Below are 13,631 nucleotides of genomic sequence, written 5' to 3'. Positions count from 1 at the left end.
AAAAGAGAACTATTATGGTTCTCTTTTTTTATGAAGCAGTCTAATATTTACATTGATTATTTTACTACAAAAGGCACAAAAGTTTTAAACATAAAAGTTTTTTTGAACCAAGCTTTAATGCACGCCGTGATCCAATCTATTAATGCTTCTTAAAACTGCAGAAAACAAAATTCTGAACGGTTTCAAAAGGAGTGGTGTGATCTTCGGTAATGCACTTTACTTTTTCAAAAGCGCTTTCAAACTTTTCCGGTAATGATTTCTCGTCATACTGTTGAATATCCAATCCGCTGCATTTCGTAGGTCCGTTTTTAGAAAAAGTTCCCAGGATCATAAAGTTATTTACATTTTTTTCTGCAATACCTATATATTTTGAAACCTGTTCCGCTGTTGTAAGGAAATGGAATGCAGCTCTGTCATGCCAGATGTCATAAGTCTCCGTAGGTTCAAAAGCAGTAATATCAGTTACAATCCATTTTACTTTACTGGCAGCAGTTCCAAGTCTTTTCTGTACTTTTTCTAAAGCTTTGGCAGAAATATCAAGGACTGTAATATTCTCATAGCCTTCCTCAAGAAGAAAATCAACAAGATTGCTGTCTCCACCACCGATATCGATGATCTTAGCATCTTTTCCCAATCCCGAAGATTTGATAAAGTCAATTGATGTCTGAGGTTTTTTCTGGGTCCAGCTTACCTGGTCGGGATTTTTGGTTTCGTATACGTTTTCCCAATGGTTTTTGTTGTCGGAAGAACTCATAATTCTTTTAATTGATTATTGATCTCTTCAAATTTATTAATTAATTCATCAAGTTTTCCCTGTTGTTTCTTTATTGTTTTGGGTCTTAAATAAAACCAATTGAAAGCGATCCATGCTAATGTTACGGCATAGGTCAGAATACCTGAGCCAAGCGTCATTCTAGACGTGTATTCATACATGTAAAAGCATATTCCCAGAGACAGCATAATAAAATATAAATTGAGTATGGTAGTGTGCATCAATTTCTGCTTACTCTTTACCACATATAAACTCTGGAGATATTCATTGTTCGACTGAGTCTGATCAATTTTATAAAAAACCATAAACATTCTGTTATAGGCAAAAAGGAACATGACCATAGCCAGAATGACAAGCACAATCCCGATTTTTGTAGTAATCATCTGAGGCTGGAAACGATACCAGATATAAATAATTAATAATGAGGTGACGATTAATCCAATATTGGCAACAATCAGCTTACGCAGATTCTGGTTTCTGAATTTTTTCAGCTTACCAAGAAGCTCCTCCAGGTTGGGTTTGTTAGAAGTCTGTTGCTTCCATATATTTTTGAAATTGATATTAGTATCCATTTTCTCTAAACTTTTGTGTTAATTTTTCCTTTATCCTGTGAATTTTTACCCGTATGTTAGATTCTGAAAGTCCTACAATATGAGCTATCTCAGCTTGCTTTACCTCTTCCAGCTCCAATGAAATAATAATTCTATCCGTTTCAGACAGTTCCGAAATAAACTGATAAAGCATTTGTATCTGAGGTTCCATAGACTCCTGCTTTTTCTCCTCCAGATTAACAGGCAGATCTGTTTTGGTAAATTTTTTTTCTTTTTCAATCTGCCGGAGACAGTTATTGGAAGCAATTCTGAAAATCCATGTTCCTACACTGGATTCATTTCTGAATTTCGGAAGCTGCTGCCATACAATGATGAATGTTTCCTGGGCAAGATCCTGGGCAAGATCGGTATCATTCACATATCCCATGCATAGACGGAATATCCTTTGCCAGTAGAGTTCGTATATCTCCTCAAAAGCCATTATTTCGCAGATAAAAAGTTATTAAGCTGATTAAAGTACCAATCCTTATCATCATACATGATGAAGTGTAACCCTTTTGAAGCATACTGCATATTGGTATTTTTTAAATTTTTGTACTGTTCCTCAATTGTTGGCTTTAAATTTACGAAAAAGGATTCCAGAAGAATAAGAGAGGGACATTGTATAGTTTTTATTTTCTCTCTCAGATCAGTATTGGAAAAATCACAGTACATTTTAGCAAATGTTCTTCGGTCAGATTTCATGCTCCAGTTGATCACCGTTTCCTGCATAGAAGTGTCTGCCAGAAGGCGTGGCATAGTCTGTGTCTGCATTTTGCGGTACTGATCATCATTCATAGCTGTTAATTGAGTAATGGTAGATGTACAGTCATTATTTTCTTTAGATGTAAAATTAGGATCAGATATCGCTGCAAGGCAAGGTAGCGTATCTACAATAACGATTTTTCCTACTAACTCAGGATAATCCGCTGCAATAGCCAGAGCAAGGCCGCCTCCCATACTGTGTCCGACGATAATAGGTTTGGCTATTTTATTATTCTTTATATAAGCAGCAATTCCTTTTTCCCAATCTTTAAAGCTGGCATCTGCCTGCGGTTTAGTTCCGGCAAATCCTGCCATTGTTAAAGTATAACAGGTGAAGCTTTTTTCAAATTTTGCTGTCGTTTCGTTCCATACATCTCCTGAAGAGGCAAACCCCGGAATAAATAGTAAAGACTGGCTTCCTTTTCCGGTTTTCTTTACTTCAAAAGGATACACTTTTTCCTGACCGAATATATTGCATATTGCTAAGAAAAATAACATAATGATAAGAAGGAATGTGAATTTTTTCATGATTTCTAAAGTTTTAAGGTTTATTTGTCTTTTAGAGACGAACCTTTAAAAAATGTTACACAAGATTTAAATATTTTTTTCAAAAAAATATTTCTCCTCCTTCTAAACCCTTTTATTTAGAGCAAATCATATGGGAATTTATTTTAGCAATTTGTTGTTAAATGGTAAAACAAGAGTGAAATCATGAACAGATACAGGAATAATTAATCTAATATTCTTCCATAAAATCTGCTGATGTCAAAATAAAACCCCGGAATTTTATATTTATCCTTTTCAAATTCCTGATAATCGCATTTTCCTTTCAGACTTTGCGATTTTGTTTCCATTTGAAACCTGTTTAAAAGTACATATTCATCAGTAACGGAAATGACATGAAAACCGGTCTCACATTTCAACCCATCACCGGAAGTAAGAATAGCATTTAATAATCCGTGGAAATTTCCAGCGACTTTTTCAGCCATGTTATCATCATTATTTAAATGATATAAATAAGCAAGATAATTCATGGCACGCAGATCCAGTGGATTTTCATCCAAAGCATCCAAAAACAATTGGATCCCTTTGGAAAGATCTTTTTGTGAAATACCTTCCCCGCGATAATATTTGGCCACTTCTTCGGCTTTCTTCCCAGTTTTATAAGGTTGATAGTCTTTTTGAAAGGTATAACCGAAGTAAAGATGACGGTACTGATTGCTTGTAAGGAGCGTATCGTTCTGTTTTAATCTTTTTAAAAGTTTCGGATAATACAATTCCGAATTTTTATCCTCAATATTTTTTTGAATTAAAGAATAATCTGGTGCTTTAAATTCCATTTTTTGTGCATGCAGGAAAGTAAGCTGTGTTAAAAAGAATAAAGAGAAAAATGCTTTAATATTCATGGTTTGTATAATGTTGTTGTGATTTTTTGATGACTTAAAAATACGGAATATGCATTAATAAGATAAAAGTTTACTGTCTGTTTGTAAAAAAAACAATAAAATGTTATCAAAGTGTCATTTTGTGTTGATAAATTTACTAACTTTATTCAGAATTTAAGAGGTAACCCCTAACATTCGAAGGGGTAAATGGAATTTTTAACTAAAAAACTAAAAATATTAATGAGTAGTAGTATCCAAGATGAATTTAAAGTCTTCAAAGACGAATTGAAAAAGCTAAATATCGAAGTACAGAAAGTTGTAAAAGTAGGAAACGGCAGTATGGATTTCCACGAGGTTTTCTATAAATCGCCGAGGTATGAAGAGGTAAAAAGTATCTATGTTCAGCGTCATAATCTGGACAATATGATTGAAAAATTTAAACAAGCCTATCATTAAGAAATAGAATGTGCGCTGCAGAGAATCTGCAGCGCACAGTTTTTATAAAGCGGTATAATATTAGTCTTTATCGAGTGTAGATGTTTCTTTCGTATCCTTCATTCGGGCATATACGATCAGGGAAAATAAAATACATCCCGTAATGTACCAGTAGAAATAACTTTCTGTTCCTGTCTGTTTAAACCATAAAGCAATATATTCCGCAGTTCCTCCGAAAATAGCTACTGTAAGAGCATAGGGAAGTCCTACACCCAGCGCCCTGATCTCAGAAGGGAAAAGTTCTGCTTTTACAACAGCATTGATGGAGGTATACCCGCTGACAATGATCAGAGATGCCATAATCAGAAAAAAGGCGGTCCACATTGAGGTTGTTGTACTTAAAGCAGTGAGAAGAGGGACAGTGAATAACGTACCCAAAATTCCAAAGCCTAAAAGAAGCGGCCTTCTTCCGATTTTATCTGATAATGCTCCGAAAACTGGCTGCAGGCAGGCAAATATAAATAATGAGATAAATGAAATAAGGGTAGATTGTTCTTTAGTCAAATGTACAGTGTTCACCAGAAATTTTTGCATATAAGTGGTATAAGTGTAGAACGCAAGAGTTCCCCCTAATGTCAGCCCGATTACCGTAAGCAGAGCTTTTGGATGCTTTAGAAGTTCTGTTACTGTTCCTTTTTTCTTTTCACTAAGTTCTTTTTTATTCTCAAATGCTTCAGTTTCGTGAAGATTGGCTCTTAAATATAAGGCGATAACAGAAAGTAATGCTCCAATAACAAAAGGAATTCTCCAGCCCCATTCTTCAAGCTGGGCTTCTGTTAAAAGCAGTTTCTGTAAGATCAATTGTATTCCCAATGCAATCAGCTGACCTCCGATGAGAGTGACATACTGAAAGCTCGAATAAAATCCCCTTTTATCTTCTGATGCCATTTCGCTGAGATAAGTTGCGGAAACGCCATATTCGCCTCCTACACTCAATCCCTGCAATAGTCTGGCGATCAGCAATAAAGCAGGAGCCAGAATTCCGATGGTTTTATAAGTAGGAGTAAGAGCAATCAGAAGAGATCCGAATGACATGAGTAATACAGAAAGTGTCATTGCCTTTTTTCTTCCGATCTTGTCAGCAATACTTCCGAATATCCAGCCTCCAATGGGGCGCATCAGAAAGCCTACCGCAAATATTCCTGCTGTATTCATCAGCTGTGCATTCAGGTCAGAATCCGGGAAAAATGAATGTGAAAAATAAATGGCAAAAGCAGCGTAGGCATACCAATCATACCATTCAACAAGATTTCCGATAGATCCGCCTATGATGGCTTTGATTCTTTGACCAGTAGTGATAGAGGATGAATTCATAAATTATTATTTCAGACAAGTTTTTGGCACCCAAGATACAAATTTCAGAAAAAAAATAAACCGCTCTGAAAAAGAACGGTTGAATAATAGGTAAGAGTAAATTTTTAAAATCTATATCCAATGGAAAGCCCGCTTCTAAAGCCCGCCCAAGGACCATCCACTTTTATTCTGGCACCATTGGCATTGGTTTCTACCGTATACTTTACAAAAGGAATATCCAGGTCTTCAATTTCTTTTTTAAGCTGAGCCTGCATGTCAGGAGTTAATATATAATCTGAGGTCATGGTAAAATCACCTTTTCCACTTCCGTAGTGTGCTCCTGCAATCCAAAAATCCAGTACAAGATTCTGACTCCTTGTTAAAAAGAATTGTACTCCCACCATCAGGCCGCCACTGTTTCCATTAGTGTCTCCCTGGCCTCTAAGCGGGATTTGATAAGTAATTGAATTAGGACCATTGTAATCATAATAAAAATCAAAAGTATTGGAAGTAACACTTGAATACCGATAATAAGGTGCAAAATAAAATCCTTTTCCATAGCCTTTACCGATATAAAACCTCGGTTCTATGGTAAAATTGGTAGCTTTTACCCTAAGATTCTGGAATCTTTTTTCATCTTCGTCTTTCAGAAAGGCATTGATGAACGGTACTTTTCCTTCCGGCATTGTTCCGAAACCGATGTTCACTGAAAACCACTGGTTGATGACCCGCTCATAAGACAGGTTAATGTTTCTGAAAGCATAAGCTGTGACATTGGTTTTGATGATATTCATCTTTTCTCCTGAACTGTTTTGAGTTTCCTGAGCTCCCAATGCTGAAAAAAGAAAGCAGGGAATTAATATGAATGCTTTTTTCATGACTTTATATTTTGTGATGTTAAAAAGTACCAGCAAAAAGCGGGCTGTATTTAACATAATAATTAGATTTTTTTTAAAATTTAATTAATCTTTAATTTTTAATGATCATCAATGTAATACACGTCGGAGATTGATTGTCCTAATAGTATAATTCATCTTTTGATATGAAAAAAACTATTTATACCATATTCTTTCTTTGTGGAGCTTTTGCTTTTGCCCAGGAGAAGAAAAACGATACAGCCGATGTTGCAGCAACAAAAGAGATCCAGGAAGTTATTTTAAAATCACAACGTAAAAAACAGTTTGCGGATAAAGCAGTTTATACTTTTGATAAAGAGGCATTGGAAAGAGCACGCTATGCAAAAGATCTGCTCCGTACCCTTCCTGAATTACAGTTGGATCCGGTATCGAATACCATTACCAGTACGAAAGGAGGAACTACACTATTTCTTATCAACGGGATTGAAGCTACAGATATGCAGATCCGAAGCGTTACACCCAGTGAGGTTGTGAAAGTTGAGTATTATGATATTCCACCGGCAAGATGGGCAACAAGAGCAGATACTGTAGTTAATATTCTGACGAGATCCACAGAAACGGGATATGTGTTCGGGGCTGATGTTTCTACAGCGTTGAATACAGGATTTGTGAATGGTTCTGCTTACGCCAATTATACAAAAGGGAAAAATAATTTCGGTTTAGAATATTCCCTGAATTTAAGAGATTATAATGACAGAAGAGTAAACAGTATCTATGATTACCAGCTGAACGGAAAGCATTACCGTTCTGATGAAAACAGGAAAGATCATTTCGGATATACTTTTCAGAATGTTGCTTTACGTTATACAAGACTTGTTCCCGATGATTATGCTTTTCAGGCCAAACTGAATATGGACATTTTCAGCAGATTTTCAAAAGGAGTAGGGCAGAGTATCTTTAGTGAAGATGATCTGAAGGAAGAACATGCGATGTTTAAAAATAATGGTTCAGATTATGTGATTCCTAAGCTGGATCTTTATTACTCCAAAAAGATTGGTGAAAAAGATGAGCTGAGCATTAATGTAGTAGGTTCTCATTATACGACCAATACTTCAGAAACTGCCAGGGAATGGATTGTAGGTTCGGGACTTTCGGTATATGATAATGATATGGTTTTAAAGGCAAAGCAAACGAGTCTGGTAGGAGAGCTTGCCCATACTCATGATTTTGAAGCAGGAAAACTATCATCCGGATATCGTATTTCAAGGTCTTCTATTTCCAATGATCTGAATAACCTTGCCGGATATTCTCAATACAGTGTCAATTATCTGGAGCAGTATTTTTATACCGAATTTGCTGGAAAGGTGAATGAATTCAGTTACCGCATTGGAGCTGGTCTTACAAATATTCACAACAAAAGTGCAGAGAATACTTTTGATGAATGGACTTTTACTCCAAAGGTTATTTTAGCCTATCAACTTAAAAACAATCAGAACCTTCGTTTTACAGCAAGTTATAATCCGGTAAGCCCCTGGAGTAATGCTTTGAGTAGTAACGTGGTACAGCTGGCTCCCAATATTGTCCAAAGAGGAAATCCCTTTTTAGAATCTCAGCAGGTATTTTCTAACAACCTGACCTATTCTTTTAATAACAAGTATTTTGACTTTAATGCAGGTCTGTTTTACCGATATACCAACAGGGTAATCAATCAGTATTATGTTCAGGATGATGTATTGGGAGGTTATGCACTCACTTATGAAAACGGGAAAAACGGGCAGCGATACGGAGTACAGCTTACAGGATCTTATAAGCCTTTCGGGAATAGCCTGTTTGTAATAAAAGCTGTGATTACACCTACTTCTGAAACGGTAAAAACCAGTACCGGCGCTTTGATTAAGAATGATTATTTAGGAAATTATTTTTCGCTTTCCTCAGAATATAAATCTTTCTCACTTCAGTATCAGTTCAATATTCCGGTGTATAGTCTTAGCGGTGCTTTCCTGAACACGAACGAAAATCAGAATAATATTTTTGTAAGCTATAAACACAAGAACTGGACGTTTTCTACAGGTATGTACTGGATAGGAATGCCTTCAGAGTACAAAACGAAAAGTTTACCGGAAAGCTTAGTTGATTATAAAGTTCATACTCAGATTATGAATAATAAGTCAATGTTTATATTAGGACTGAGTTATGATTTCTCCAAAGGAAAAAAGACAGAAATTCAGCGAAAGCTAAACAACGAAACAGCTCCTGCTGCTACTTTTTAATCATAAAACAGGATGGAAGCAGGGAGTTTACGCTGTGTAAACTATTACACCAGATTTTTAGCTGAAAAATAGAATAAAATTGAACTGTATTTGTTCTTAGGCTGAAATAACTTCCATCCTCCAACTCCAGCTTCTTTCTAAAAAAATCCCGCTCAATTGAGCGGGATTTTTTTATTATTTCTTGATGAATTTTGTATTCTTTGTGTCTGTAGCATTTTTTCCACTGATCTCTATAAAATAAGACGCTGGTGGAAGATCTGAGATTTGAATATTTCCGGATTTTACATCTGATGTTTTAACCAGTTTTCCATCCAGACTGTAAATATTTGCTTTGGAATAATTATCTGTATTTCCTTTGAAACCGATAAAGTCCTGTGCAGGGTTAGGATAAACTACTAAGCTTTCTTTTCTTGCTGTATTGCTGGTTGCCAGAAATGCTTCGTTTAAAGCTAATGCAGTGGCTACTGTCTGGTTGATACTCAACAATGGAACACTTACATTTCCGCTTGTAGAATTTAGCAGAGCATATCTGTGAGAAGCATCATAATAAGCATAGGCCGTATTGGTAGCTGTTCCGATAGGGTTAGCATAAATAACATCAAAAGATGCGTATAGACTAAGGTTCTGCGTATATTTTACTCTAAGAACATTACTGTATGTTTGATTACCTATAATCAGAGTTCCATATGCATCAGCTTGGGCAGTCATTGTACCGCTGAATAATCCGTTGGCTACAGATGACGAGAAAGTCCCTTTAGCTGTATCGTTTTGTGCCGGTCCATAAGTGGTAGGATAATTATTATAAGTACCATTATCTACACTGAAATTTAAAGTAAGCTGTGGATTTACAATTCCTGTAATTTCCAGTTTAGTTGTAGAAGCTTTATAATAAATGGTTGTTGTTCCGTCTATCATTTTAATGGTAGAACCCGGAAATGTTGTTATTTCAGCAGAAGTAGGAGTAGAATAAGTTGTTACTGACGAAACTCCCATTGTAAGACCTCCGTTTGAAAACGTAGTGTTAGCTCCTGTTGCGGAGTTGTTTACGGCTCCGGTTACATGATTGTAATTGATAACGTTTCCAGAAATAGGGTCATTAGCTGCTTTTGTAAGCGTGATCTGCGCAGAAAACATTGCAGAAGCTCCTAATAAAAGGAGTAAAGATTTTTTCATAGTCAAGATTTTTTTTGTTAAAAATAATTAAAAAATAGTATTAAAATGCTGATTTTATTTGTTTTTAGTTAAATTTTTAATAAAAACGCCTGCTGATCCTATCAGCAGGCGAATCTGTGCGTTAAAAATATTTACGTTTAATTGCTCATCACCATTTTACGATAAGCATAAATGTCTTCGATGGTCACTACGCTCATCCCTTTTTTGATAGCAAAGTCTACGATTTCAGGAAGTCTTGCCATAGAACCGTCTTCATTCGTCAGTTCACAAAGTACGGCATCGTCACCCAGATTGGCCATTTTTACAAGATCTACACTGCCTTCGGTATGACCGCGTCTTTCAAAAACACCGTCTTTTCTGGCAATCAGAGGGAAAACATGACCGGGACTTGCAATATGCTCTGCCTGAGCACCTGCTGCCACAGCAGTTCTGATCGTTGTTACACGATCTTTTGCAGAAACACCTGATTCCACACCTTCTCTGGCTTCAATGGAAATGGTAAATGCGGTTTGATTTTTTGAATTGTTGTTTTCCACCATCGGACGAAGGTTGAGGTGGCGGCTTTTTTCCTCAGAAATGCATAAGCAGACAATTCCGCTGCATTCGCGGATCAGAAGTGCCATATCCTGTTCTGTAATAGTGGAAGCGGGAAAGATGATATCACCTTCGTTTTCACGGTTTTCATCATCTACCAAAAGAATGCCTTTTCCCTTTTGTAGTGTTTGAAGTGCTTTTTCTACACGTTCTTTGGAGGTTGCTCCGAATTGTTCTAATAATTTTTCCATGTTATTTTACTTTTAAAAGTTAAAATAGTCTTCGGTACATGGAAATGAAATACAACACAACAAGAGTCCATAAGGAATCTTATTGGTCATCTCATTTTCTTCTCCCATCCAGACTTTAACTGTCGGTTCTGGAATTTCACCAGATCAGTCCCTTCATAAGAAAGGAGTCGCGGACTGTAACCGCCGGTAGGGAATTTCACCCTGCCCCGAAGAAAACTTATACTAAGTTTTGCTGTATGTTGTAATTTAAATTTTTATTTCATTGAATAGTATTTAACGCACAGACCGCTAATTTCGGGAAGTTTTTTGAAATGGAGAAGAGATTTTTCAGATTTATAAGACCGTAAAAGATATATTTTTTAGACTATTCTCAAAATTTTCTCCATCTTCTTTCCCTTTGCCAGCTCATCAATCAGCTTATCCATATAGCGGATATTTCGCATAAGTTCATCTTCAATTTCCTCCACGCGATATCCACAAATGACACCTTTGATCAATGAGACATTAGGATTCACTTGAGGAGCCTGATTAAAAAAAGTAATAAAATCATTCCTTTTATCAATCTGTTCCTGCAGACCTTTTTCATCATAACCTGTCAGCCAGCAGATGATTTCATGAACTTCCGATTTTGTACGCCCCTTTTTCTCTGCTTTTTGAATATAATGCGGATAAACACTGGCAAAAGCTGTTGTGAAAATTTTGGTATTCTGCATGAATTTATTGTTATTAATTACCACTTCCAGATCTGAGGTTCATCTTTCCAGACCAGCAGTCTGAACTCTTCATAATGCTTTCCGTTTCCGATGGTGTGGGTATCTCTATGTCCTTTTCCCAGCTTTAGTTTGTGTAGAATGCCTGAGTGTGCGGCTACCCACAGGGTTTCTTCGTTATCAGAAAGAGCTATTCCTGTAATGGTAGAACCCAGGAAGTGTCTCCACAGCTGGTTTCCGTTCTTGTCAAAAGCCTTGATATAGCCGTATGCATCTCCCAGGATATAATTATCTTTTATGGCAACTCCTTCATAGACTCTCATCTCCTCATCAATGAAAGTAAAATGTTCACTTTCTGTATAAGCTTCAATATCAGCTCCTATATATTGATCAGCATTGATTCCTATGGTAATTCCGTTATAAAAGTGGCAGGAGTTTGTAATCAGCTGGCTGTCATCTTTTGCAAAAAGACAAAAATGCGGGTAAGATGATTGAGGTCCTATAGATCCTACCGTATTGCCCTCATGATCCAATATTCTGTGATCATAGCACTGATCCCCCACCACGATATAAGAATTATCGTTGGATAATGCTGCATTTTCCATGTCAATCTGAGAGCTCCAGTCTTCTTCATTGTCTTCATTAATGGGGTGAATGAGTTTTTTTTCAGTATTTGAAACCAGGAAAATTCCGTCTGAGGAAACAATCACTACTTTGCTTCCATCATTGAAAGGATACATATCAGTAATCCCAAAATCTGGGTTTTCATCCAGTTCAAATTCATTGATGAGGTCTCCGTTCCAACCTTTATATAAAGATATTTTATGAGAATCTGCAATGGCGAAAATGTTTTCCCGTTTGGATTTCCCAATGGCACGGATGTTTTCATCAAGTTTTGTGGTAACATCTTTATCAAGAATATAAGCCTGTCTTTTTTCATATGAAGTGCCTGTCATGAAAACAATTTTTTCATCAGAGATAAAGTGCATATGTTCAATATTCTGAGCCTTATTTTCCATTAAAGGGATGATAGGAGTGTGGGCAGGCGGGAAATGTTCCCTGAAATTTTCTGTGTCTTCGTTTTTGTTAGCAGTTTTAAGCAGTTCAAAAACTTCGCGGGCTATATCTGCTCTTTTATCTTCGGGTTCTTCACCTTTCCAGTTTTCCCAGCCATTTTTTTCACCAAATTCAACCATTTCATTGATTTCTTTTGCATAGCGTTCCCCTTCTGAGAACCATTCTTTTTGGATTGTAGTGTTGTACATTAAACTTTTTATATTAAAATTTTATTGAAAATGAGGTTGTATTCTCTATCAACTAACTTACAAAAAATCTAATAATTCTGATAAAACAAAAAACAATTCTGGCTATAGGAGTAATTTATTTTTGTGGATAACCTCAAGAATTAGTTTTAAATAATGCCTGCGAATAATTGCTGAATAATAAGGCTGAAAAAATGTGGATAAGTTATCCACAGAACTTATCCACATGATTTTTTATTTTAGAAATTTTTCAAAAATTCAATATTATTTTAAATTATTGAATTTTAATATATTATATGGTTCTTTTTTATGGGTTAAAAACTTATCCATAGTTTATCCACAAGAGGAAATTGGATAATAGAAAGTTATCCACAAATATTTAAAGATGTGGATAACTCATTGTTTTTAATTTAATTATTTAAAAATCAATTGTTTAATTGAATATTTGTTGGTGCTCTGAAATTGTATCTCATACTTATCCACAAAATTTATAATTCTAATGGGTTAATGATAGTAAATGATTTTTTGTTGACTTGGTAGAATATTCCATTCTCGGTAGAGTGAAGGTTTTTAAATTCCGAATGCATTTGGTAGAATTCGTCTGATTGAAGATTCCAAATAAAAAAACTTGTTTTGTCTTTATAGGTTGAATGAAATATAATATTTCCAGCATTGGTAGATACAGATTGAGCACCTATGCATACAGGTGGAATTCTATAGCTGACAAGATTAAAGTTGTTTACATCCAACTCCTGCAACAGAAAATTTCCATAACCATTAAAAACTATTTTTCCATTTCCCAAATTGGCAACACAATAGCAATCGATAAGTTGGTCTTGTAAATTACTTGAGTTAAAACCAAAAACATGTTCCCCATTAAGATTAAATACTGCTAATGCATCACAGTCAGGTTTATCGCCTCTTAAAACACCTTCATCAAAATACGATACTATTATTTTTTTGCCATTTATCTTAATGTCATTAATTGAAGTACCAATATTAAATTTTACATAGGGCTTTCCTGTATAGTCAATAATTAAAGCATTTTCTATTGAGGTTGGACGATGAAGTACAATTAAAATTTTTTCTTCATTAATGATTTTAGCCATTAAGATATCAACTCCTAATTCTAATGGCGTTTCTGTGCCGGAGATTACAATTTTGTTCTTAGAGGTTATGGCAATAAAATTCCCGAGCTCATTAGTTGAAAGGTGTTTGATGTTCTCCTGAAATAAATCGAGTTCTATGGTTTTAGTGGTCATAATGATGGGGTT

14 protein-coding genes and 1 riboswitch are annotated in these 13,631 nt (G+C 35.6%); of the genes, 2 read left to right on the top strand and 12 right to left on the bottom strand.

What is annotated here, in order from left to right; all coding sequences use genetic code 11:
- Positions 1–139: 139 nt before the first annotated feature.
- The 5 genes from KIK00_RS12370 to KIK00_RS12350 all read right to left on the bottom strand — a co-directional run bounded on the left by KIK00_RS12370 (position 140) and on the right by KIK00_RS12350 (position 3,533).
- Positions 140–754: a class I SAM-dependent methyltransferase gene (locus KIK00_RS12370; protein ID WP_255812715.1), complete on the bottom strand. Its 615-nt coding sequence runs from the start codon at positions 752–754 to the stop codon at positions 140–142.
- A complete protein-coding gene (locus KIK00_RS12365; RefSeq protein ID WP_255812714.1) occupies positions 751–1,344 on the bottom strand; it encodes a hypothetical protein in 594 nt (197 codons plus the stop codon). The genes KIK00_RS12370 and KIK00_RS12365 overlap by 4 nt, the downstream gene beginning before the upstream one ends.
- Positions 1,334–1,804 carry an RNA polymerase sigma factor gene (locus KIK00_RS12360; RefSeq protein WP_255812713.1) on the bottom strand — a complete coding sequence of 157 codons (471 nt, stop codon included), beginning with the start codon at positions 1,802–1,804 and terminating at the stop codon, positions 1,334–1,336. The genes KIK00_RS12365 and KIK00_RS12360 overlap by 11 nt, the downstream gene beginning before the upstream one ends.
- Positions 1,804–2,655, bottom strand: coding sequence for an alpha/beta fold hydrolase (locus KIK00_RS12355; protein ID WP_255812712.1), 852 nt, complete (start codon positions 2,653–2,655; stop codon positions 1,804–1,806). Before KIK00_RS12355 ends, KIK00_RS12360 begins: the two co-directional genes overlap by 1 nt.
- A 203-nt stretch (positions 2,656–2,858) precedes the next feature.
- A complete protein-coding gene (locus KIK00_RS12350) occupies positions 2,859–3,533 on the bottom strand; it encodes a DUF4919 domain-containing protein (protein ID WP_255812711.1) in 675 nt (224 codons plus the stop codon).
- A gap of 219 nt (positions 3,534–3,752) precedes the next feature.
- On the opposite strand from KIK00_RS12350, the gene KIK00_RS12345 reads away from it, so the two are divergent.
- Entirely contained in the window at positions 3,753–3,968 is a 216-nt protein-coding gene (locus KIK00_RS12345; RefSeq protein ID WP_255812710.1) for a hypothetical protein, read from the top strand.
- 60 nt (positions 3,969–4,028) lie between these two features.
- Here KIK00_RS12345 and KIK00_RS12340 read toward each other — a convergent pair whose 3' ends face one another.
- Positions 4,029–5,321: an MFS transporter gene (locus tag KIK00_RS12340; RefSeq protein WP_255812709.1), complete on the bottom strand. Its 1,293-nt coding sequence runs from the start codon at positions 5,319–5,321 to the stop codon at positions 4,029–4,031.
- Between the two features lie 104 nt (positions 5,322–5,425).
- Positions 5,426–6,178 (bottom strand): DUF3575 domain-containing protein, encoded by a 753-nt coding sequence (locus tag KIK00_RS12335; protein ID WP_255812708.1) that lies wholly within the window; start codon positions 6,176–6,178, stop codon positions 5,426–5,428.
- 164 nt (positions 6,179–6,342) lie between these two features.
- On the opposite strand from KIK00_RS12335, the gene KIK00_RS12330 reads away from it, so the two are divergent.
- Positions 6,343–8,427, top strand: a complete 2,085-nt coding sequence (locus KIK00_RS12330) for a TonB-dependent receptor domain-containing protein (protein WP_255812707.1) — start codon at positions 6,343–6,345, stop codon at positions 8,425–8,427.
- Between the two features lie 174 nt (positions 8,428–8,601).
- On the opposite strand, the gene KIK00_RS12325 is transcribed toward KIK00_RS12330, so the two are convergent.
- The 5 genes from KIK00_RS12325 to KIK00_RS12305 form a co-directional block, all read right to left on the bottom strand.
- The gene (locus tag KIK00_RS12325) at positions 8,602–9,600 is read right to left on the bottom strand and encodes a T9SS type A sorting domain-containing protein (RefSeq protein WP_255812706.1); all 999 of its coding nucleotides are present in this window, start codon (positions 9,598–9,600) and stop codon (positions 8,602–8,604) included.
- A gap of 137 nt (positions 9,601–9,737) precedes the next feature.
- Positions 9,738–10,385 (bottom strand): 3,4-dihydroxy-2-butanone-4-phosphate synthase, encoded by a 648-nt coding sequence (gene ribB, locus KIK00_RS12320; protein WP_255812705.1) that lies wholly within the window; start codon positions 10,383–10,385, stop codon positions 9,738–9,740.
- 92 nt (positions 10,386–10,477) lie between these two features.
- Positions 10,478–10,603, bottom strand: a riboswitch (FMN riboswitch).
- Between the two features lie 141 nt (positions 10,604–10,744).
- A complete protein-coding gene (locus tag KIK00_RS12315) occupies positions 10,745–11,098 on the bottom strand; it encodes a DUF2200 domain-containing protein (protein ID WP_255812704.1) in 354 nt (117 codons plus the stop codon).
- A 17-nt stretch (positions 11,099–11,115) separates the two neighbouring features.
- On the bottom strand, positions 11,116–12,360 hold the full coding sequence (locus tag KIK00_RS12310; protein WP_255812703.1) for a hypothetical protein: 1,245 nt from the start codon (positions 12,358–12,360) through the stop codon (positions 11,116–11,118).
- Between the two features lie 485 nt (positions 12,361–12,845).
- On the bottom strand, positions 12,846–13,619 hold the full coding sequence (locus tag KIK00_RS12305; RefSeq protein ID WP_255812702.1) for a hypothetical protein: 774 nt from the start codon (positions 13,617–13,619) through the stop codon (positions 12,846–12,848).
- Between the last annotated feature and the right edge of the window lie 12 nt (positions 13,620–13,631).

This window comes from Chryseobacterium sp. MA9 (genome assembly GCF_024399315.1).
GTDB lineage: Bacteria > Bacteroidota > Bacteroidia > Flavobacteriales > Weeksellaceae > Chryseobacterium.
This window is presented reverse-complemented; position numbering and strand designations above follow the sequence as displayed.

Bases quoted from the DNA above. Each gene is read 5' to 3' on its own strand.
- KIK00_RS12365 (WP_255812714.1), bottom strand. From the start codon at position 1,344: ATGGATACTAATATCAATTTCAAAAATATATGGAAGCAACAGACTTCT.
- KIK00_RS12305 (WP_255812702.1), bottom strand. From the start codon at position 13,619: ATGACCACTAAAACCATAGAACTCGATTTATTTCAGGAGAACATCAAA.
- KIK00_RS12350 (WP_255812711.1), bottom strand. From the start codon at position 3,533: ATGAATATTAAAGCATTTTTCTCTTTATTCTTTTTAACACAGCTTACT.
- KIK00_RS12355 (WP_255812712.1), bottom strand. From the start codon at position 2,655: ATGAAAAAATTCACATTCCTTCTTATCATTATGTTATTTTTCTTAGCA.
- KIK00_RS12370 (WP_255812715.1), bottom strand. From the start codon at position 754: ATGAGTTCTTCCGACAACAAAAACCATTGGGAAAACGTATACGAAACC.
- ribB (WP_255812705.1), bottom strand. From the start codon at position 10,385: ATGGAAAAATTATTAGAACAATTCGGAGCAACCTCCAAAGAACGTGTA.
- KIK00_RS12330 (WP_255812707.1), top strand. From the start codon at position 6,343: ATGAAAAAAACTATTTATACCATATTCTTTCTTTGTGGAGCTTTTGCT.
- KIK00_RS12345 (WP_255812710.1), top strand. From the start codon at position 3,753: ATGAGTAGTAGTATCCAAGATGAATTTAAAGTCTTCAAAGACGAATTG.
- KIK00_RS12360 (WP_255812713.1), bottom strand. From the start codon at position 1,804: ATGGCTTTTGAGGAGATATACGAACTCTACTGGCAAAGGATATTCCGT.
- KIK00_RS12310 (WP_255812703.1), bottom strand. From the start codon at position 12,360: ATGTACAACACTACAATCCAAAAAGAATGGTTCTCAGAAGGGGAACGC.
- KIK00_RS12325 (WP_255812706.1), bottom strand. From the start codon at position 9,600: ATGAAAAAATCTTTACTCCTTTTATTAGGAGCTTCTGCAATGTTTTCT.
- KIK00_RS12340 (WP_255812709.1), bottom strand. From the start codon at position 5,321: ATGAATTCATCCTCTATCACTACTGGTCAAAGAATCAAAGCCATCATA.
- KIK00_RS12315 (WP_255812704.1), bottom strand. From the start codon at position 11,098: ATGCAGAATACCAAAATTTTCACAACAGCTTTTGCCAGTGTTTATCCG.
- KIK00_RS12335 (WP_255812708.1), bottom strand. From the start codon at position 6,178: ATGAAAAAAGCATTCATATTAATTCCCTGCTTTCTTTTTTCAGCATTG.